General features: G+C 66.1%; 24 protein-coding genes. 3 read left to right on the forward strand and 21 right to left on the reverse strand.

The features are described from left to right. Positions 1–324 precede the first annotated feature (324 nt). Positions 325–1,371, reverse strand: a complete 1,047-nt coding sequence (locus tag LJ725_RS25135) for a J domain-containing protein (protein WP_230553701.1) — start codon at positions 1,369–1,371, stop codon at positions 325–327. 162 nt (positions 1,372–1,533) lie between these two features. Between LJ725_RS25135 and LJ725_RS25140 the strand changes: the two genes are divergently transcribed. Together LJ725_RS25140 and LJ725_RS25145 are read left to right on the forward strand one after the other, a co-directional pair. Next, positions 1,534–2,373, forward strand: coding sequence for a TauD/TfdA dioxygenase family protein (locus tag LJ725_RS25140; protein WP_230553702.1), 840 nt, complete (start codon positions 1,534–1,536; stop codon positions 2,371–2,373). A 387-nt stretch (positions 2,374–2,760) separates the two neighbouring features. Beyond that, a complete protein-coding gene (locus LJ725_RS25145) occupies positions 2,761–3,780 on the forward strand; it encodes an aspartate-semialdehyde dehydrogenase (protein ID WP_230553703.1) in 1,020 nt (339 codons plus the stop codon). Positions 3,781–3,852: 72 nt separating this feature from the next. Here the strand turns inward: LJ725_RS25145 and LJ725_RS25150 are convergent, their stop codons facing one another. Beyond that, positions 3,853–4,305: a helix-turn-helix domain-containing protein gene (locus LJ725_RS25150; protein ID WP_230553704.1), complete on the reverse strand. Its 453-nt coding sequence runs from the start codon at positions 4,303–4,305 to the stop codon at positions 3,853–3,855. Between the two features lie 323 nt (positions 4,306–4,628). Here LJ725_RS25150 and LJ725_RS25155 point away from each other — a divergent pair, with 323 nt between their 5' ends. Beyond that, a complete protein-coding gene (locus tag LJ725_RS25155) occupies positions 4,629–5,543 on the forward strand; it encodes a LysR family transcriptional regulator (protein ID WP_268990873.1) in 915 nt (304 codons plus the stop codon). A 125-nt stretch (positions 5,544–5,668) separates the two neighbouring features. Here LJ725_RS25155 and LJ725_RS25160 read toward each other — a convergent pair whose 3' ends face one another. The 19 genes from LJ725_RS25160 to LJ725_RS25250 form a co-directional block, all read right to left on the reverse strand. Then, entirely contained in the window at positions 5,669–6,199 is a 531-nt protein-coding gene (locus LJ725_RS25160) for a cupin domain-containing protein (protein ID WP_230553706.1), read from the reverse strand. A 989-nt stretch (positions 6,200–7,188) separates the two neighbouring features. Beyond that, on the reverse strand, positions 7,189–7,731 hold the full coding sequence (locus tag LJ725_RS25165; protein ID WP_230553707.1) for a virion core protein, T7 gp14 family: 543 nt from the start codon (positions 7,729–7,731) through the stop codon (positions 7,189–7,191). Continuing rightward, a complete protein-coding gene (locus LJ725_RS25170) occupies positions 7,719–8,165 on the reverse strand; it encodes a hypothetical protein (RefSeq protein ID WP_230553708.1) in 447 nt (148 codons plus the stop codon). The genes LJ725_RS25165 and LJ725_RS25170 overlap by 13 nt, the downstream gene beginning before the upstream one ends. Next, positions 8,158–8,613 carry a GNAT family N-acetyltransferase gene (locus tag LJ725_RS25175; protein WP_230553709.1) on the reverse strand — a complete coding sequence of 152 codons (456 nt, stop codon included), beginning with the start codon at positions 8,611–8,613 and terminating at the stop codon, positions 8,158–8,160. Before LJ725_RS25175 ends, LJ725_RS25170 begins: the two co-directional genes overlap by 8 nt. After that, positions 8,610–9,059 (reverse strand): hypothetical protein, encoded by a 450-nt coding sequence (locus LJ725_RS25180; protein ID WP_230553710.1) that lies wholly within the window; start codon positions 9,057–9,059, stop codon positions 8,610–8,612. Before LJ725_RS25180 ends, LJ725_RS25175 begins: the two co-directional genes overlap by 4 nt. Continuing rightward, positions 9,059–10,489 (reverse strand): hypothetical protein, encoded by a 1,431-nt coding sequence (locus LJ725_RS25185; protein WP_230553711.1) that lies wholly within the window; start codon positions 10,487–10,489, stop codon positions 9,059–9,061. The genes LJ725_RS25180 and LJ725_RS25185 overlap by 1 nt, the downstream gene beginning before the upstream one ends. Positions 10,490–10,492: 3 nt before the next feature. Next, entirely contained in the window at positions 10,493–12,979 is a 2,487-nt protein-coding gene (locus tag LJ725_RS25190) for a ubiquitin-activating E1 FCCH domain-containing protein (RefSeq protein ID WP_230553712.1), read from the reverse strand. Then, positions 12,976–13,614 (reverse strand): hypothetical protein, encoded by a 639-nt coding sequence (locus tag LJ725_RS25195; RefSeq protein WP_230553713.1) that lies wholly within the window; start codon positions 13,612–13,614, stop codon positions 12,976–12,978. The genes LJ725_RS25190 and LJ725_RS25195 overlap by 4 nt, the downstream gene beginning before the upstream one ends. Then, positions 13,615–14,154, reverse strand: a complete 540-nt coding sequence (locus LJ725_RS25200) for a hypothetical protein (protein ID WP_230553714.1) — start codon at positions 14,152–14,154, stop codon at positions 13,615–13,617. Beyond that, complete coding sequence (locus LJ725_RS25205; RefSeq protein ID WP_230553715.1) at positions 14,155–14,628, reverse strand: lysozyme; 474 nt, start codon at positions 14,626–14,628, stop codon at positions 14,155–14,157. It lies immediately after the preceding gene. A gap of 7 nt (positions 14,629–14,635) precedes the next feature. Then, entirely contained in the window at positions 14,636–14,905 is a 270-nt protein-coding gene (locus LJ725_RS25210) for a DUF6127 family protein (protein WP_230553716.1), read from the reverse strand. Further along, on the reverse strand, positions 14,902–15,123 hold the full coding sequence (locus tag LJ725_RS25215) for a hypothetical protein (RefSeq protein ID WP_230553717.1): 222 nt from the start codon (positions 15,121–15,123) through the stop codon (positions 14,902–14,904). Before LJ725_RS25215 ends, LJ725_RS25210 begins: the two co-directional genes overlap by 4 nt. Then, positions 15,120–15,941, reverse strand: coding sequence for a hypothetical protein (locus LJ725_RS25220; protein WP_230553718.1), 822 nt, complete (start codon positions 15,939–15,941; stop codon positions 15,120–15,122). The genes LJ725_RS25215 and LJ725_RS25220 overlap by 4 nt, the downstream gene beginning before the upstream one ends. Before the next feature lie 2 nt (positions 15,942–15,943). After that, positions 15,944–16,309, reverse strand: coding sequence for a hypothetical protein (locus tag LJ725_RS25225; RefSeq protein WP_230553719.1), 366 nt, complete (start codon positions 16,307–16,309; stop codon positions 15,944–15,946). A 53-nt stretch (positions 16,310–16,362) separates the two neighbouring features. Next, on the reverse strand, positions 16,363–16,635 hold the full coding sequence (locus LJ725_RS25230; RefSeq protein ID WP_230553720.1) for a hypothetical protein: 273 nt from the start codon (positions 16,633–16,635) through the stop codon (positions 16,363–16,365). Between the two features lie 14 nt (positions 16,636–16,649). Next, positions 16,650–17,078: a Bbp16 family capsid cement protein gene (locus tag LJ725_RS25235; RefSeq protein WP_230553721.1), complete on the reverse strand. Its 429-nt coding sequence runs from the start codon at positions 17,076–17,078 to the stop codon at positions 16,650–16,652. A 28-nt stretch (positions 17,079–17,106) separates the two neighbouring features. After that, positions 17,107–18,126, reverse strand: coding sequence for a major capsid protein (locus LJ725_RS25240; RefSeq protein ID WP_230553722.1), 1,020 nt, complete (start codon positions 18,124–18,126; stop codon positions 17,107–17,109). A gap of 12 nt (positions 18,127–18,138) precedes the next feature. After that, positions 18,139–18,753 (reverse strand): hypothetical protein, encoded by a 615-nt coding sequence (locus tag LJ725_RS25245; RefSeq protein WP_230553723.1) that lies wholly within the window; start codon positions 18,751–18,753, stop codon positions 18,139–18,141. Further along, positions 18,746–19,102: a hypothetical protein gene (locus LJ725_RS25250; protein ID WP_230553724.1), complete on the reverse strand. Its 357-nt coding sequence runs from the start codon at positions 19,100–19,102 to the stop codon at positions 18,746–18,748. The genes LJ725_RS25245 and LJ725_RS25250 overlap by 8 nt, the downstream gene beginning before the upstream one ends.

Consider the following 19,102-nt stretch of genomic DNA (forward strand, 5'->3'; position numbering starts at 1 on the left):
ACATGGATCTTGGCTCCCATCCTTGCGCATGCGGGCTCGCGGTTCGGCCCAGGCGACCGTTCGGGATCACAAAATCAACGGTGGAGGCACCGAGCTCAGGAACGGGCTTGTAGGCCCCAGGAGCCTCCGGGCTCTCCACCGAGACCGCGCCCGCAACTCTACGCCGACGCGGCCGTCTCTTGATACAAGGAGGCGCGAAGCGCCGTCTCGAAGGATGGGCACCCAACGGGGTGCGCGCGCCCACCCTTCGAGACGCACTCCTGCGGAGCGCTCCTCAGGGTGAGGTGGTCGTTATACTGGTGACTCTTCTCGACCGGAAAGACCCTAGTACGCACGTCCCTCGCAGCGCGCGACGAAGGTCTGGAGGATCGCGCCGCGGGGATCGGCATAGTAGACGTGCGTACCGTTCTCCTGGCCGCGCCGGATCCCGATTATGATCGTGTCGGTTGGCACGATCCCCGTCAGGACCACGAAGTGGCGGTCGGCAAACAGCATCGAGGCGCGTACAGGCGCGGCGCCGTTGTAGATCACGGTCGGTTCGCCGCCCCGGTTGATGATCGCGAACTTCGCACCGTCGTCGGAGACGCAGACTGACTGCCCATCGGTGATTTCGACCGGCGCCGGCCTCGGGACGGCCGCGCGATCGGCCACTACACCCGGCATCGGTGCCGAGGGCGGTCGATCGGGAGATATACCGTACTGGCTGGGCTGCTGCATCGGCGGCACCGGCACCGGTCGGGGCTTGTCCGGCGGGGACTCGACCGCGCGCCGCGTCGCTTCGGAGGCGGCCATCACTTCGAGGCCCGGCGTGCGGACGTAGCGCTGCGCGAGGTAGCCGGCGACGCCGACGAAAACCAGCAGCACTGCAGCAAGCATCACCGCCGCCCGCCGGCGCGCCATCGCGTCGGCGTGCAACAGCCGCGCCACCGGTGGCACGAGGGGGCTTGGCGGTTGGAACGGCCCAGGCGGAAACGAGCGGGCTCCTTGAGCCGGACGGGGAGCCGCTGCTTGGGGCGCCGAGCGGGCCTTGCCGAGCAGGATCGCCGCGAGGCGCTGGTGTGAGCGGGCCTTGACCGCCGCCTGAGCCGCGCGTGCGGTCGCCGCCGCCCGGGACACCTGTTCGCGGCGCGCGCGCTCGGCATCCAGCGCCGACTGGACCCTGGCGTCGTAGCGGGCGCGCTCGTCGGGATCGCTCAGCGCCTGATAGGCGGCGGTGATCTGGCGGAAATTGTAGGCGGCCAACTCGGGATTCCCGGCGGCGACGTCGGGATGATACTTCTTCGCGAGATCGACATAGGCGGCACGGATCGTCGCCGCGTCCGCCGTCCGCGGCACGCCCAGCACGAGATAATGGTCGACGTCGATCTTCATCACCGGGCCATCCTAGCGGATTCCGAGCCGGTGGCCCATGCGGTGCCCCAATCCTCCGGCCCGTCCGGAGTCCGCCACACGGACTCCTGCAAAATTCTCCTGCGGCAGCCGGCCGCGGGGCGTATCCTTCGGACAACGGACGGCAGTTCCGGGAGGAAACCAATGGCCTACCAGTCGATCGAAGTGCGCAAGCTGACGCCCGGCATCGGGGCGGAGATTTCCGGTGTCGATCTCGGCAAGCCGCTCGGCAACCAGCAGTTCCAGGAAGTGCACGACGCGCTGATGGAGAACCTGGTGATCTTCTTTCGCGACCAGAAGATGTCGGTCGAGCAGCACAAGGAGTTCGGCCGCCGCTTCGGGCCTCTGCACGTCCATCCCAACGCGCCGATCGAGTTGCCCGAACATCCCGAGATCCTGGTCATCAAGGCCGACGAGAAGTCGCGCCACGTCGCCGGCGAGGAATGGCATACCGACGTGTCGTGCGACGTCGAGCCGCCGATGGGCTCGATCCTCTATCTCACCGAGGTGCCGCCCGAGGGCGGCGGCGACACGCTGTTCGCCAACATGTACCGCGCCTACGACACGCTCTCCGAGCCGATCAAGCAGCTGCTGCAGGGGCTGACGGCGCTGCACGACAGTTCCAAGGCGCACTATTATCGCGTGAAGGCCACCGACCGCGACGACATCAAGTTCCCCAACGCCGAGCACCCGGTGGTGCGCACCCATCCGGTGACCGGCAAGCAGAGCCTCTACGTCAATCGCGGCTTCACGCTGCGCATCCCGCAACTGCGCAAGCACGAGAGCGATGCGCTGCTGGAGATGCTCTACCGCCACATCGAGACGCCGGAATTCCAGTGCCGCTTCAAGTGGCAGCCCAACTCGGTGGCCTTCTGGGACAATCGCTGCGTCCAGCACCATGCGATGTTCGACTACTTCCCGCACCGGCGGTACGGCCACCGCGTCACGGTGTGCGGCGACAAGCCGTTCCTGCGGAAGAACTAGCGTCCGCTTCCTTCCGCACTCCTCCAATCCGTCGTCCCGACCGGAGCGCCGCAGGTGCAACGCGGAGAGACCCTCCCTCAACGAAGTGCAGGCCAATCGTGGAGAGTATGTCTCTCCACTCCAACCCGCGGCGCCCGGCTTCGGTCGGGACGATCGGGAGAAGCCCTCCTCTTTACAGCCCCGGCCCCTCTGCCCTATATCCTCTGCCACCATGATGCGTTTCGCGACCAAAACCACCACGACCAAAACGACCACCTTCGGTGGGCCGGCGAGGACGTGCGCGTAGAGTCGAACGTGACATAGGACAACCTCAAGGCCCCGCCGGTTTCGGACGGGGCCTTTGTCTTTCCAGGCGTCCGTCTCCCGGCTTCAACGAAGGAGACAGACATGAGTTCGAGACCTCTCACGGTAGCCATCGTCGGGGCCACCGGCGCCGTCGGCGTCGAGTTCCTGCGCTGCCTTGCCGAGCGGCGTTTCCCGGTGAAGGAGCTGCGCCTGCTTGCCTCCGCCCGCTCCGTGGGCCGTGAGCTTTCGTTCGACGGCAAGGCGCTGGTCGTCCAAGAACTCACCGAGAAGAGCTTCGAGGGCGTCGACATCGCCCTGTTCTCGGCGGGCGGCGGCATCTCGAAGCGTTACGCTCCGATCGCGGTCGCGGCGGGCGCCATCGTGGTCGACAATTCCTCGGCCTTCCGCATGGATCCCGATGTGCCGCTGGTGATCCCCGAGATCAACGCGGGCGCCATCGCAGGCCACAAGGGCATCGTCGCCAACCCCAACTGCGCGGCCATCATCGCCATCACGCCGCTCTGGCCGATCCACCAGCACAACCGCATCCGGCGCATGACCATCGCCACCTACCAGGCGGCCTCGGGCGCCGGCGCCGCCGCCATGGACGAGCTCGCGGACTCGACGCGCGCCTATCTCGACGGCCGCGCCTTCCAGCCCAAGGTGCTGCCGCACCCCTATGCCTTCAACCTGTTCAGCCACAATACCGCGATCGATCCCGAGACCGGCTACAACGACGAGGAGACCAAGGTCATGCGGGAAACCCGCAAGATCTACGGCGATCCGGACCTGCGGCTGTCGGCGACCTGCGTGCGCGTGCCGGTCCTGCGCGCCCATGCCGCCGCCGTCACCTTCGAGTGCGAAAGGCCGATCGGCGAGGCGCGGGTGCGCGCTCTGCTGGCCAACGCGCCGGGCGTGCGCCTGGTCGACGACCGCGAGCGCAACGTCTTCCCCATGCCGCGCGACGCCAGCCATCAGGACGACATCCTGGTGGGCCGCATCCGCCAGGATCTCGGCGATCCCAGCGGTCATTCGATCTCGCTTTTCGTGGCCGGCGATCAGTTGCTGAAGGGCGCGGCGCTGAACGCCGTGCAGATCGCGGAGCATCTGCTGGCGGCATGAGCCTGGCGCCGCCGGTCGCCGAAGCCGCGGGTCGTCGCGAGCCGGATACCCCGGTCCGCGCCGACCGCCAGCTTACTTTCTTGCGCGCTCGGTGTGGGAGCCGGAGGACCCCATGGTCTTGACCAGTTCGTAGATGCGCTTGCGCACCGAAGGCTCTCGAATCTTGTAGTAGGCGCGCACGAGCTGCAGCGTCTCGCGCTTGACCAGCGGATCCTTCTCGACGGCGAAGGGAGTGCCAGCCTCGCCAAAGCCGCTACCCTTCTTGACGCGGGCCGCCATGGGTCGACCCGCCAGGACGTTGCCCGGCATCTCGTCGAAGAAATAGGAAACCGGTACGTCCAACGCCTTGGCGAACTCGTAGAGGCGGCTGGAGCCCACCCGGTTCGAGCCGCGCTCGTACTTCTGCACTTGCTGAAAGGTGAGACCCACCGCGTCGCCAAGCTTGGTCTGGCTCATGCCAAGGAGGGTGCGGCGCTGGCGCATGCGAGTGCCGACGTGGGCATCGACTGGGTGCGATTTTGCCATTCGTGTTCTTCTTCCTTTTCGACGGTCCTACGCAATACGCGCCGGAAGCCCAGCCAGGCTCCAACCAACTGTCACCGCCTCGGTATCACCGACAGTGCCGGGCCGTTCAAGCCAAATGCGGAAGTCCGGCCCAAATCACGCGCAAGAGTCGCTTTCGCCACGGGTAAATTGCTTTCTGAACGCAATTTACACCCGCCTGTTCCCGTCACGAGGCCCACTTCTGCCATCGTTCAATCACTTGCACTGCAACCCGACGTTGCCAACTTGAGCGGGACACGTCCAATATCGCGGAACCCGCCTTCAATACCTTCTGGGTATCGACAATGGACCTAAGACAGTTGAGATACTTCTGCGCGGTTGTGCGGGAAGGTCATTTCGGACGCGCCGCCGCATCGCTGGGCATCGCCCAGCCTCCGCTGACCCGCCAGATCCAGAACCTCGAGCGACGACTAGGGATAGAGCTCCTTCACCGGACCCAGAAGAAGTTCGAGGTGACGCAGGCGGGCCTTCTCCTCTATGAGCGGGCGCGGCGTCTTCTCGACGGTGCCGACCAGGCCGTGGACGATGTGCGACGGCTGGGAAGCGGCGAAACGGGACGCCTCACCGTGGGCTTCGCGCCCTCCAATGCTTTCACGCTTCTCCCCCCCGTCGTCACACGCTTTCGTTCAGCCTATCCCGACGTGGAACTGGAGTTGCGGCAGCTCACGACCTCGAACCTGGTGACCTCACTGGAATCGGGAAGCCTCGACGTCGCGCTGCTCCGGCCACCCCTCAGTTCGCGATCGCTGCAGATCGTGACGTTGATCCGCGAACCCTTCCTCGCGCTGGTGCCCTCAACCCACAGGCTGGCCGCCCGGCGAGCGATGCAGCTTCGCCAGTTCGCCGGCGAGCCTTTCGTGATGTACTCACGTGCCGGCTTGCCGCTCCTGCATGCGCGGGTGATGGACATGTGCCGGCGCGCGCATTTCTCCCCGCGGATCGTCCAATATGCCGACCAGATCCACACGGTGGCGGGGTTCGTGGATGCGGGGCTTGGCGTTGCCATAGCGCCCTCGACGGTGACGCGGTTCAACATGCCCGGCCTGCGCATCCTTCAGATCGCCGAGACCCCCGTGCCGCTGGCAATGGCAATGGCCTGGCGCACCGGCACCGCCACTGGCCTCGTCCGCAACTTCACCCGCATCGCACGCGAGGCCGCCGCTGCCTGGCAGGCGGCTCAGCCGCGGGAGGCAGCCTGACCCGAGTTCGCGGCAAAGAGACTGCAGCCGCACTCGACTTCGGGTTTGGCTTCCGACCGCCGCATATCGCGTGCGTCGGTCGCGAGCCGACAGCTGCCAGCGCGCGCGTCGCAATGGCCCCGCTCCTAGAGCGGATCGGCCCCGTTCAGCACAAAGAGAACGCGAGCGATCCGGTCGCTCCGATTGGCCCAGGCATGATTTGTGCCGCGCTGGATCAGCACGTCGCCCGCCTGCATGAGCGTTTCGCCGACGTCCATCAGCGCCCAGATCTCGCCTTCGATGACGATCGCATAGTCGACGCTCAGGGTCCTGTGGAACCCGGGATGACGGGCGGCACTGTCATGCGCCTGGGAAGCGCCGTACTGGCTGAAAACCTCGGCTTGGTTGCCATAGTTGCGTTCCCGGTCGGGCGGAAACTCCACGACACGCACGACGTTGCCGTTTCCCGGCGGCTCGAGCCTGAAAGGTCGCGCCGTCGGATCAGGACGGCCGGCCTCATTCGAGGCGGGGATCGAGTCGAGGACCCAGAGGTTGGTCAGTCCGACATTGGGCGAGTGAGATGGCGAGAATGGATACGGTGCAGGCCCATCCTCGAGGAATACGGACCTACCCTTCTCGTCATGCCCCGTCACGATACGGCGTACTGGCTTGACCATCTTTCTCCCTCCTACACAAACACGTCGGGCACTAACCATGTCCTTGCCCGCCCGGCAAAGGGTCGATGCTCGGGCCGGCGAAGTAGCCACTCGCGATGATCGCTGGACAGGGTAGACCAGGGTTCGCCAGTCCCCACACCGGGAGCCAGGACCAGCCCGATTGTCTAGAGTGCCAGTCGGAATGATCCGCGGCCCACGCTCTCCCTTGCCGACGGCCTATTCGGCGGGTTGTCTGTATTGGGCAGGGGCCGACGTCGCGGGATTTGCGTACTCGTCACCGGACCTTCCGGTGATCTCCTGCATTCGCTCCCATGTCGCTTGCCTGTCGGCCGTTCGGCTGAAGGACCTAAAGCGCTCTTGAACAGCGGACTGAACCTGTGCGGCCGTCGAGACCATTGCGGCATTGCCTTCCTTTACCGCTTCCCTGAACCTGACGAGGTCACGGAAATCGTCATTCGAGAGTGTCGGCCTCGCTTACCAAAGCGCCTCCTCCATCGCCGCATCGGCCGACGCGCGCACCTCCGTCGTTCTTCTCCGTGTCGGGAAAGTCGATCATGGCCTGCGCCTCGATCAATCGCCGTCGCTCGCGGCCGGCCGCGAGAGCCCGTCCCTCAGACTTTCGAGAGTTTCGACGAATGCCGGCACGCTATTTATCTCGGCTTCCCCGGCTTCTCGAGAAAAGCGTCGTCGGACAGCCAGGTAGTGTCCTACAGCCCGCCCAGGAGGCTGTTCAACAACCGCTGAAGAACCAGTTCCCGTTCAGATTCCTGGAAGACCTTGACTTCTTGCTGCGGCACGCAGTCTTCCCGAGGAGCCGATGAGAGCCTAACCGATCGCATAGAACCGCGTAGCCGTTGAACCAGGATTGCCGAAAGCACCGAGCGGCCGGTCGTTCGGCAAGACACCGGGCTTCGACGTCCTGGCTTCCACCGTCGGCCGATCCTAGGAAAGAATGATGGGCCATTGGGTGTTTCCCAGGATCCTCTCCTCTACTTAAACCGGTTCCACTTTTCTGCCAGCGCGGAAGCACCCGCGAGCAAAGACGCACCTGCACCGAGGGTACTCCCGGCGGAAGCAGCGTTGCCGGTCCGCGCGTTGTGCAATGCGGCCTCGCCGCCGAAGCCGATCGCCCGCAGGCGATGCCCATAGGCTTCGCGAATCGCGTTGCTGCGCAAGGTCATAGCGTCCTGCTCACCGGCGGCCGCGGTATCGCCTAGGATGTCCGCAGGGCTGCCCTCCAGATCGGTGCCCTGTCCGGCGAGGCGGGCCAGTTGGCTCCCAAGCTGCTGCCGCAGCTGGGTGCGTCGGCTCATCTCGGCGACAAGGCCGCGCTGAAGCGCGTCGGCAGCCTGCCGCTGGGCGACTGCCTCGTTCTGCCGCGCCACCTGCGCTTGGTAGACCGCCTGTGCCTGCGCCTGGTTCGCCTGCTGTTGAGACGCCTCCTGCTGCTTCAACTGCCCTGCGAACCCGGCCGCGGTACTCACAGCCGACAGACCGAGTGAGATCATGGTTGCTGCGCTTAGACCCGACATGCTTTGTCCTCTTTGCGCGTCATGAGTTTATCGAGTTCGTCGGTGAACTGACGCTCGGCCGATTCGAGATCGCCGGCGTCGGTGGCGAAGATCATGGTAAGATGCGTGTCGGCAACGGCGAAGAGGGCCTGCTTTCGGCCTGCCGCTGCGGTGATCACGTTGTAGCCCTGCAGTTCGTGCGGCCCCTCGTCCACATGGACGACGGCATGCCCCTGTACGATCAGCAGCGTCGGAACCTTGATAAGCACACCGGTGATCATGACACCCGCGGGAACCATCACTGTGCGCGCATAGAGACCTGCGTGAAAGACGTGCCTCGTTTCGATCCGGTGTTGAGGCATTGCCAGTGCCAGCGCTTCCAGTCGACGCACCCGTTCGATCGCCGCCGGGCCCATCGCCTCGATCCTCATGTCAGGGGCCAGCAGACTATTCATTGGCAACCCTCCTGAAGAACACTCGGTTGGACTCGACATACCCGACCCGCGGCAACACCTTGAACAGGTCGCCACCATAGGGAGCGCTGACGAGGAGCCCCGGCGATCCGAGCCGCCTCGCCAGGTCCTCGGCCGCACGCAGCAACTTCATCCCGGCACCTGTGGAGCGGTGGTTGCGGGCCACGAAGAAGCTCTCACTTACGGCAACGGCAATGCCATAGTGTGGCAGAGTCGGCATGAGAAGGGTCAGAAAGCCGACAAGGTGTTCGTCATGAGCCGCCGCCAGTACATGTAGCAACCCGCGCTTCTCGAGCTCGCGATAGATTTCGAACCGCGCCTGCGGTGGCGGCAACCCTTCGATCGAGCACTCGCGCGCATACTCATCGAGCAGAAGCGGGAGACGGACGTCGCTCGTCAACTCCGCGATACTGCTGGATTGGATGTTCATGGTGACTCCTTCCAGACACGGCGGAACACTCCGTGCGCCAGGACAAAGGGGGGACCGAACTCGAACCCAAGCCAGTCGAGCCACCGAAGTGCGGCGACGTACCTCGCGTCCACGACGTTGCGCAAGACGTCGAACATCGTCAGCCAGCGTGTCACCACCCGCCGCGTTTCGACCATGAAGGCGCGTTTGTGCCGATCCACCAGCTCGGTACCGAGGAGCCAGGGCACTCCCGTGTTGCCGATCAGGCTGTACGGCGACACTCCGGCCATGCAGATGATGCGCCCCTCGGCGTCCCGCACCGTCCAGGCCTCCCGTGCAGTCCGGATACCATCGGCCAAGGCGGCGGCTGGCGCACGGCCAAGCGCCACTACCTCCGCGAGGTCCGCTCTTCGCAAGCAACTGGCAAGCTCCACAATATCCGGGGAGATCGGGGCATGGAAAGACATCACCATCCACGTCCTGCAGTAAACTTGAATTTCCACTTGCTTAAAGTAAGCACACCCTCAAGAACACCAGTTGTCTTAGTCACGGCATGAAATGCCTGCGAAGCACCGCTCGTAACGGCAATCGATCGTGAGGTTCTGAACATTGCTAGTGGAGCGACATTAACTCCGTCATAGATCCCAATACTCTGCTTCGTTAGTTGATCTCCAATGCTATAGCCTCGATCAGCTGCGGTACATTCAATGACAAAGTCACTGTGGCAGGGGATAATTCCAATTCCATGACTAGCTGAGACAATTGTTGCCACTCCGGGTAGTGTCGGAGTGAATCCCGATTCGAACCTCCCATTGTATGCGTATGCGATTGTCGAGATTACACTCGTTGTATCGGTTGCCGCTTCCCCGACGAATACGAGGGTGGCCGGCGGCGCGCTTGCGCCGTTGCCGAGATAGCCGCGCATCTCCGAGATATTGAAGGTGAATTGGCCAGCGGCAGTGGAAGGGGTGCCCGCCCACTGATAGATGGGCGCGAGAACCGTCGACGCCGGAGTCAGCACTCCCGCTGCGATCGCCAGATAGAGAAAGTTAGGCGTCGTTGCAGCGCGGCCGGCGATCAATGCGGGCCAGGTGAGATTACCGGTAGCGACACCGACCGAATCGAGCGGAGCACCCGTGGCGGATGACCAACCTGCGGCAGCGGTAGCAGCCAGAGGATAGCTCGACGAAACGTTCTGGGTCTGCACCGTCAACGTCCCGCTCGTCGTGGCTGGCAGGAAGTTCGGCAAGCCCGCCGACGTGATGGGGCCTCCGCTCACCGTCTGGCGTACCCCGGAGTAGATCGGATAGGACGGGACCTGCCAGGCCACATCCGCACCGCTGATGCCGAGAAACTGGCCCGTGGTGCCGCGCGGCAACCGCCTGTACCCGCTCCCGTCGCGGGTCAGGAGATCGCCGGCCGACGTAAGCCTGTGCATATCTCCGAGCGAGGTTTGCAGCGACTGAATCAGGCCATAGTTGGTCTGCTCGGTCGCCGGGTCGCTAATGCTGCTGACCGTGTTGCGTCCGACGACCTCGGCGATCTGCTGCAGCGCCATGTATATCTCGTCGAAGCGTCGTTCGACGACTTCGGGGTAGTAGCCACCTTGGTTGGAGAGGACCGTGGTCTGGGTGTAGGGAACGGTTCGGACGATCGTCAGCTTGGTCCCTGGGCCGATCGGGCTGCCAGCAAGCGGATAAGTCACGCTGCCACCGGCCGACGCGCCGATGCCGCTCACGCCGTAGAGCGAGGGCGCGAGGGTGGTCTCCGCGCCCGTGGCGTCGGTGTAGATCACCGACAGATGTGCGGCGTCGAGAACGGGAAAGCCATAGGGAAAGACGACGGCGCTGCCGTTGCCGGTGTGGATCACCTTGCGATCGATGTTCGTGAGGGCCATGGCTCAGGCTCCGGCTTCGAGTCGGGGAATGATCGCCAGCAGGGTTGCCGGCAGCGGATTGGACTGGCGGACGAAGACGCGACCCGCCGCGCTCCAGTCCGGATCGATCAGCACGCGCTGGTCGCCGGTCGTCAGGGCCGTCGCAAACCCAGGCTGCTCCGACGTACGCTCCTTGATGTCGACCAGTCGGCTCGCGGTCGGCCCGGCGCTGAGACCGCGAGTGTCCTTCACGCGCAGCACGACCTCGTTCACCACCTTCTGCCGCCCCTGCAAGGTCGGTTGCCCTGCCTCCAGGTTCAGCGTCTCGAGATCGCAGACATAGGGCAGGCCCGCCAGGATGGCGCCCGACGCGCGCGGCAGTACGATGGAGCCGTTGCGCACCGTGGCGGTCGGCTGCACCGATCCGTCGGCCAGCACCGCGAGCGCGCGGCCCTCCAGATGCCATAGGCCGTCCAGCGCGAGGGAGGCGAGCGCCCAATCCGGCGTCTCCACGTTCTGCAGACTGACATGCGGCGCGATGTCGAGCGTGGCGGTGGCCTCTCCCGGACCGCTCGACGACACGATCGAAACCGTCACCTGGTTCTGCCCGCGGCGCAGGATGTATTTCGAACCCACCGAACCCGCACCGAACGGAGCGTGCCCCACCGCGTACAACGTGACGGTATCACCCGCCTCATAGCGGCTGCCCGATATGGCGAGTCGCCGGCTGGACTCGTCGTTCCATCCGTCATAGCGCACGCCGCTGTCGACGCACCACGCGGCCTGGACGTCCGGGAAATATCGCGACGACATGCGCTCGATGTAGCGTCGCGTCTGGCCCCCGACGGTGCGTCTCACCGCGAGATACAGGATCGTCTCCGCGCCTTCCTGGACGGCGGCCACGCTTTCGACCGCACCGTCGGTGATGTGCCGTGACCAGGCGTAGACGTCGTGCTCCTTCAGGTATGTGAACGCCAGCAGCACGCCGTCGGCGCGCACGCACCAGACGATGCCGTGCGGGTCGCGTGCATAGGTCCACTCCTCGATCCCGTGCGCCTCGAACAGGTGCCCGGCGAAGATCGACACGTTGCGGCCCTGGAAGCTGTCCGATGTGAACTCGTAGGCGACATCTCGTACCTTGCGCGTGGAGGCCGTGACGTAGAGCGCGCTGCTCTCCGTCGCGATCGGCGGGATCTCGGCGATACCCTCGTAGCTCTGCGGCTTCACCGCGCAGTTAGCCGGCGTCATCACGTCGCCCTGCTGGCCCGCCCAGGCCTTCCAGACGGCGCCCGAGGTCCAGACCAGCAGCACGTTGAGACTCAGCAGAAAGCGGATCTCGTTGACCTCGCGGCTGGCGATGGTACGGGTGATGGCGTCGCTGTCCTTGGACGGCGAGCTGGTGTTCATGTTGTTGAAAGCCGCCGAGGCCGACGAATAGAGCGTCTGCGGCTTGGTGTTGGTGCGGGCGTACCACTGCCGCCCCTCGTGATAGGTCGAGCAGCCCGGATATTTGTCCGCCGCGTCGAACGGGTTCTTGCTCTCCGGCGGCGTGTCGGAGGTGTCCGGGGCGACCGTCGTATCAGTGAAGCCCGGCGAGCCGCTCCCAGCGCGACCGATGAATCCGTACACGCCGTTCTTGCCCTTGTAGACGTTGTAGGAGTTGGCGCCGGGCGCGTTCGTCCAGAGCACGGTCGAGGTCTGGTCGGCCGAACTCGCCACGGCGGACGCCACGCTCTCCTCGCCGGTCTCCTCGCTGACCGCCGTGACGACATAGTCGAAGGCCGAGCCCGGATAGTCGGATAGGACGCCGGTCGGCGGTTGCTGGGTCGGCGCATAGCCGATCGCCGTCAGCGTCCACGCCGCATGGCCCGTGCGCGTCAGGTTGCGCGGCGCGTAACCCGGATGGGTGAGCGTCATCGTATCGGCGCTCTGCACGAACTTCAGCCGCGCCAGATCGGCTGCCACATAGGGCGTGTCGATCGTATAGAGGCGGGCCGCGCTACCGCCCGCGCTCCAGACGCCGTAGTCCGAGGTGTCGATGCCAATCGAGAAGCTCGAGCCGCCCAGCACCGTCACCGAGAAGCGACGGCGGTTGACCTGGGTCATGCCCGCGACGCCGTCGATCCACAGCGCGTCACCGGTCGACAGACCGTGCGGCGCCGACGTCGTCACCACCCCGGGGCTGGCCCTGGTGATGCCGGAAACCGCCACCGCGGCTTCAAGGACGTACCCGCCCTCCTTCACCACGCGCATCTTGCGGTCGCCGAATTCCAGCACGTAGGTCTGCTGGGTGTTGAAGCTGAACGGGATCAACCGGCTGCGCGTCGCGGAGTCCAGGACTTCGCCAACGAACGACGTGCCGGCCCGCGTGCTGGCGCCGCCGAACGGGTGGATGAACCAGTTGAGGCAGGTCGCGAGGCCAACCTGATACTTGTTGTTGTCGACGCGGCCCTGCAGCGCCGGCGCCAGCTCGCCCGCGGCAAAGCTCGGCAGGATGATGGGCGTGGTCATGCGCCGCCTCCCCATGCATCGCCCAGCCCGTCGAAATCGCGCGCCACCAGGCTCTGCGCCAGCCGGTCGGCCTCGGCCTGCGCGATGCCCTCGTTCGCACTGTCGGCGCGGGCGCGCTCGATCCGCTCCGCTGCGCGCTTCGCCAGCATCTCCGCGAGGTCGGACTTCTGTGTGATGGCATGCGCCACCGCCGCAGCAAGGCAGTCGACGAAGGCCAGAATGAAGCCCGGCGTGAAGCGCGCCGGATCGGTCACCCTCTGGGCGTAGACCGCCGAGACCCTGTCCTCGTTGCAGTAGAGGAAGGTACCGCTGCCGCTGGAGGCGATCTCGAAACCGCTTGCCGGATCGCCGGCCACCCAGCTCGCGGCGCCGAAATCGAGCCGCCGCATCTTCAGGCAATCCGACGGATAGGCGTAGCTCGACGCCCAGCGCGCCGGGGGCGCTCCGGAAGCGGCGAGCGCCTGCGACACGCGATTGAAATTCCAGTCGACCAGCGACTGGAGATCGTCGCGCACGGTCGCATACCAGAGATTGATTTGGCGCGCCTCGGTGCTGTTCTCGGTGAGGTCGGCGATGGTGGCGCGCGTGCCGAGACGGCTCAGCGCCATGTTGCCGATGTCGGTGTCGGCCGGCATCTAGCGCCCTCCCCCGACGACGGCCTTCTCGAGCGCGGCGCTCTTCTGCGCCGAGCCCGAGCTCGAACCCACCCAGTAGGCGACGATGTCGCCGAACTTGGCGCCCAGCGTGCCCAGCAGGATGTAGGCGATCTCGCGCGAGGCGAGCGGGATCTCCTGGCGCACGACGAACCACAGCGCCGCCATGAAGGCCGTCGTCACCAGCACGCTGACGGCGACCGCCCCCCAGGCAATGGCCGAACCGGCCTTGGCGAGTTCGACCGTCTGTTGGCGGGCGCTCTGCACATCGGCGAGCCGGGCCTGCAGCGTGTCGAACTCCTGTCGGCGGGCATCGGCTTCGGCTTGGATGACGGCCATCCGGAACTGCAGCGCGAGGTTGGGATCGGCCGCGATTGCACGCTCGATGCCCTCGGCGCTGTCGGTGCCGAGCATGTCACGGGCGATCCCCGTCACCTTCGCCACGGCGGCGCCGGTCTTGTCGCCCAGGATCCACGAGGCGACGGTCGGCGCGAGGCCGAGCAGCAAGGGAAGAAACGGCATCTAGGCCTCCTGCGAAAGGAAAAGGTCACGCTCGGCAGCACGGCGGGTCACGAGGCCCGGCAGCACGCCGTCGGCACCACGGTTCCAGCGCCTGAACTGTTCGGCGGCGCCCGCCCTGTCACCGCCATTGAGCAACCGCCGCAGCGTCGAGTTACCGAAGGCCGCCGCGCCGCAGTTGAAGACGAAGCTCACCAGCGCATCGAACTGGCCCTGCATCAGCACCACATCGACGAGATCCTTCACCGCCCCCTCGGCGGCCTGCAGGTCCTCACGCAGCCAGGCCGTGGCCTGCTCCTCAGTGCAGGTGTCGCCTCGACGCACCCCGCGCGTATGGCCGTAACCGATGGTCCAGGGTTCGCCGGTGACGCGATTGCCGGGGTCGGGATAGGCCACGGTCTCCAGGCCCTCGAAGCGCTTCACCAGCGCGAGGCCCGCATTCGACATGACGAGCCCGGAATTGGCGGCGTTGCTCATCGTTCACCTACTTGCCGGGGAGCTTGGTCGAGGCGAAGAAGACCAACGCGCCGATCAGGACGAGGGCGAGCCCCTGCCCGATCTGCTTCAGCGCGCCATCGCGCACGGTCCGGTACATGTTGAACAGGTCGCGCAGGCCGCGGATGTGCTCCGGCGCCTTGTCATCTCCCAGACCGATGCCGGTCAGCGCCTTGCGCGCGCCGCGCTCGGCGGCATCCTCCAGCAGGGCGTCGAGCGCCTCGCGCGGCAGGACGATCGGGTAACGGCCGCCGCTCATACGCCGATCTCCGCGGAGAAGGCGGGATCTGTGGCATCCATCTGCGGCAAGCCGGCCAGCACATCGTGGTGCATTGCGTGCGCGGGATCCCAAAGCACGGCCTCGCCGAGAATCCACACGCTGCCCTGCCGCCCGATCGGGTTGAGCGCGGCCGGCGGTACCGTCGGACCGCGCACCGCGTCGGCCTGCTGGGCGGTCAGGATAATGAAGCGACTCATACGTTGGCTCCGATCGAGGTTGCCCACGCCTGTACGGCGTTGTGCTGCGCCAGCTCCTGGACATCGGAGAGCGGACCACCAATGGCGACCAGGCCGATTGATGCGGCGCGGAAGGAGACCGGCGTGTCGCTGCTGTTGAAGGCACCGATGAAGAGTGCGACGGTCGGCGCGGAGGAGCCGCCAATCGTCAGACCGGTGACGTCGGTCAGTCGCACGCCGCGGTCGTATCCCAGCGCCGTGGTGCCGCCCGCGCGGCTGATCGCCTTGAAGCCACGGCTGTCGGCGGGCGAGAGGATGAAATTGACGGCACCAGCCGTGTGGTTGGTCGAACCGGTCAGGGAGCCTGCATTTCGCGGCGAAATCGAGATCGACGACGAGGTCCCCGTGCGGGCGCCGGCGGCCGCGCCGGAAGATGCCAGGTTGACGCGCTCGTAAGCGGCAATGCGCTGACTGGCACCCGTATAGTTGATCCCGTGTGTACCCGGAACGAAGCCGGTGTTGATGTAGCTGGCCGCGCCGTCGAAGGCATAGTGACGGTCCGCCGTGAAGGCCGGCGTATTGACCGTCGAGGCGGTCCGCCTCTGCTTGAGCGACACCAGCGCCTGCACGGCATTCTCGGCCCACAGCCCCCAATAATCGTCGGTCAGCGCCCACGCGCCCGACGCCTTCTCACTGAAGACGAACTGGTCGACCACGATGCGCCGTGCGAGCGACACCGAGCCGCCGGCAGCGACCACCGCCGCCTCCCACGACAGCACGTCGGCGTCGAAGGCACGGCCGGCGCCGCCGCGGACGCGATTGAGGTACGCGACAGGCATGGTCATGCCCCCGTGTAGACGGTGAGCAGCTGCCCGTTGGTGCCGAACTGCGTCATCGCGCTCTGCGCTTCCTTGCCGGTGATCTGCACCGTGTCGCCTCCCGACAGCGGAATGCCGGCGTCGAGCGCACAGGTGCCGCCGGTCGGATCGAAAGCGGCCTCGCCGTTGGCCCGCGCGCTGCAGACGATCACGACGCGGCGGGTGGTGTCGGCGGCGACCAGCGGCGCCGATACGCCCGTCATCGTGACGGTCGACCTGGTCAAGGCCGTACCGGTGAGGGCGGTGAGCACCACCGGCAGCGGCCGCGATTCGGAGACCGCCACGTTGCTGCGGCCGATCGACGACTGGTAGGCGATATCCTGAGCCATGCAATTCTCCTGGGGAGAGGTGGGGCCGGCCCTCTCGACCAGCCCCTGCTTCTTCACTGAACGAGGACGACCTGGTCGCCGGGCCGGGCGGCCTTGACCGGCGCGCCGTCGCCGCGGCCCGCCAGCGGATCGCCGAAGATCGGCGCCTCGGCGCCGCCGCGGCGGCGCGGTGCGTCGACGGGCACCAGGGACAGGCCCGGCGGACCGGACCACAGGATGCGCGCGCCGATCGGATGGAGCTGCACGCCGTCGTAGAAGGGATTGTCGACCACCACGTATTCCGTGGGCTTGTCGGCCTTCTCGCTCTTGTCGTTCTTCGGGGCCATCTGGGTATCTCCGATCAGGTCACGGTGAAGCCTGGCGCGTAGGCCCTGGAGGCCTGGCGATCGTGGGCGAGGAAGGCGGTGAACTTGCCGGCCGTGAGCGGGCCGGTGGCCACCGTGTAGTTGGTGCGCAGGTAACGCTCGGCATCGAGCGGCACCTTCACGCGCAACACCTCGGTGCCGGCGGTCAGAGCCGCCTTGCCGACGGCGCCCGAACTGGCGAGCACCAGCGTCGAGGAGAAGCCGGCATTGTCGTCGGTCTCCAGGGTGAAGGAGACGGTCGCGGCGCCGGCGGCGGTGACCGTCTCGGTAACGAGGATCACCAGTTCGAGCGGCTCGCCGTTGCCCATGTCGCGGGCGGCACCGAGGTCGATGATGTCGGTCGAGGCGGCGGTCGTGGTGACCGCCTGGTCGGTGCCGAACGTATTGAGCTTGTCGTACATCATGGAGCGGGTTCCTTTCCTGGTCGGCCGCCTACGACACGGTCGCTTCGGCCAGCGTGATCTGGTCGCACTTCCGGATCGGGATGCCGCCGAAGCTGTCGAAGATCCGGCCGTCGCTCTCGTCGAGCGTACGGCGGATGTTGCTGTTGTTGGTGGTGCTGGAGACAGCGGCGCCGATGTTGCGCTGGATGTCGAGCCACTGCTTGACGGTACGGTTCATGTACCAGGCGGGCTTGCACATCTTGATGTTGGGGATCTTGTTCATCGCCCGCATCATCAGCTTGACGAGGTCGGCCGGCGTGGAGCCCGCGAGATCCGAGACGTCGATGTTGCCGATGCGCACGACGTAGCGCCAATCGCGCACCGTCAGGCCCGCATCCCACTTGTAGTGCGTGCGATAGCCCTGGTAGCGGTTGCCGGCGGCGTCGAGCAACGTCTGCTCGCCGAGGTCCTTCATCGACAGCCCGGCCTTGCTGCCCTTCGGGAATATGCCGTGAACGGTGAGGTCGCCCCAGCCGACCAGCCAGATCGACGTGTTGTCGGAGCCGGCGCCACCGGCCGAGATGAAGTTGTTGGCGGTTTGCGATGTCGAGGTCGACGTCGTGTTGTAGCGCGGCGAGAATCCCATGAAGCGTTCGGGATTGGTCGCGGTGTTGCCGTAGAACAGCACGCCGGCGAGCTGCTGCGTCAGCCCCTCGAGGAAGGCGCGGTCCTCGGACAGTCGATAGGCGGCGGTGTTGCCGTTGAGGTCCGCGAGCGCCTTGTCGATCTCCGAGTAGGTCTCCAGCATGCCGCAGGAGTCGGTGATCTGCGTGCTCGTGCTCTTGGTCGGCACGATACCCTCGTTGAAGCGGCGCCAGGTGCCGGTCGGCAGCGAGGTCTGCACGCTGGTGCGGTGGCCGGTGGGCAGGTTGCCCTCGTTCCACACCATGTCGTCGGTGATCTCGTTCATCTGCGACAGCAGCGAGATCACCTGCGCGATGCCGCCGTTGGGGTCGAGGACCTTGGACCAGTCGGCCAGGGTCGGGTTGGTCACGGAAAGCGTTGCCATGGGGCGTGGTTCCTAATTGTGCTGCGAGTTGGGGTAGAGGGACTTCGGATCCATCGCGCCGCCGCCGCGGCCGGCATTGCCGCCCACGAACGAGTCGTCCCTGATGGCATTGGCCACCTTCACCATCCCTCGGATCAGGCCGGGATGGTTGGTGAAGCCCAGGCTTTCGAGCGTGGCGATGGTCTGCCGATCGAACACCCGGGCAAGCGCGGTGCGGGCATTGCCCAGCGCCTCGGGTGAAAATTCCTTCTCCGACGTGGTACGCCACTCGGCGGTCTGTTTCGTCCAGGAGGTCGTGGCGTGCTCGTTGACCGCGCGTGCGATCTGCTTGTCGCGCTCGATCGTGAAGTCGATCAGCCGCTGCGCCGTGTCGGGCGCGATCTTCTCGCCCTCGAACAGCTTGATGGCCTCGCCGAACACCGGATCGTCGACGCGATAGCCCTCCGGCAGCGCGAGGCCGGAGTAGTCGGCCGGCGCAGCCGCCGCCGCTTCATCGACTGCCGCGTCCATGGGCGCCGGCGCCTGTCGGGCCTCATCCTCGCGGACGGCGGCCGTGTGCGTGCCCGGTCCCGCCTCGGGTGCCGGCGTCGATGCCGGCAACGTGTTCGTGTCGATCGTATCAGCCATCGTTCTGCTCCTCTGCGATCAGGTCGGCCAGTTCCGCCTCGACCTGCATCAGGCGGGCTTCCTCGCTCATCCGTTCGGTCAGGTGCGGCGCGTGCCGCTCGAGTTCGCCCAGCAGCTCGATGCCGATGCTGCGGCGGCCGGCCATGTAGTCCTGGTGCCGCTGCGCCTCGGGACCGCCCGGGACGTAGCCGTCGCTGCGGAGATTGCAGAGGCCCAGCAGCCCATGGACGAAGCGGCGGCCGTACTCGGTCTCCATCACCGCGTGGAGATCGTCGGCGGCACGCTCGCGACCGAGCTTCTCGCGCTGCTCGGCCTGGCGAACCTGCCGCGCATCGTTCGGATCGTGCAT

Origin of the sequence: Reyranella aquatilis (assembly GCF_020880995.1) — a bacterium.
Taxonomy (GTDB): Bacteria; Pseudomonadota; Alphaproteobacteria; order Reyranellales; family Reyranellaceae; genus Reyranella; species Reyranella aquatilis.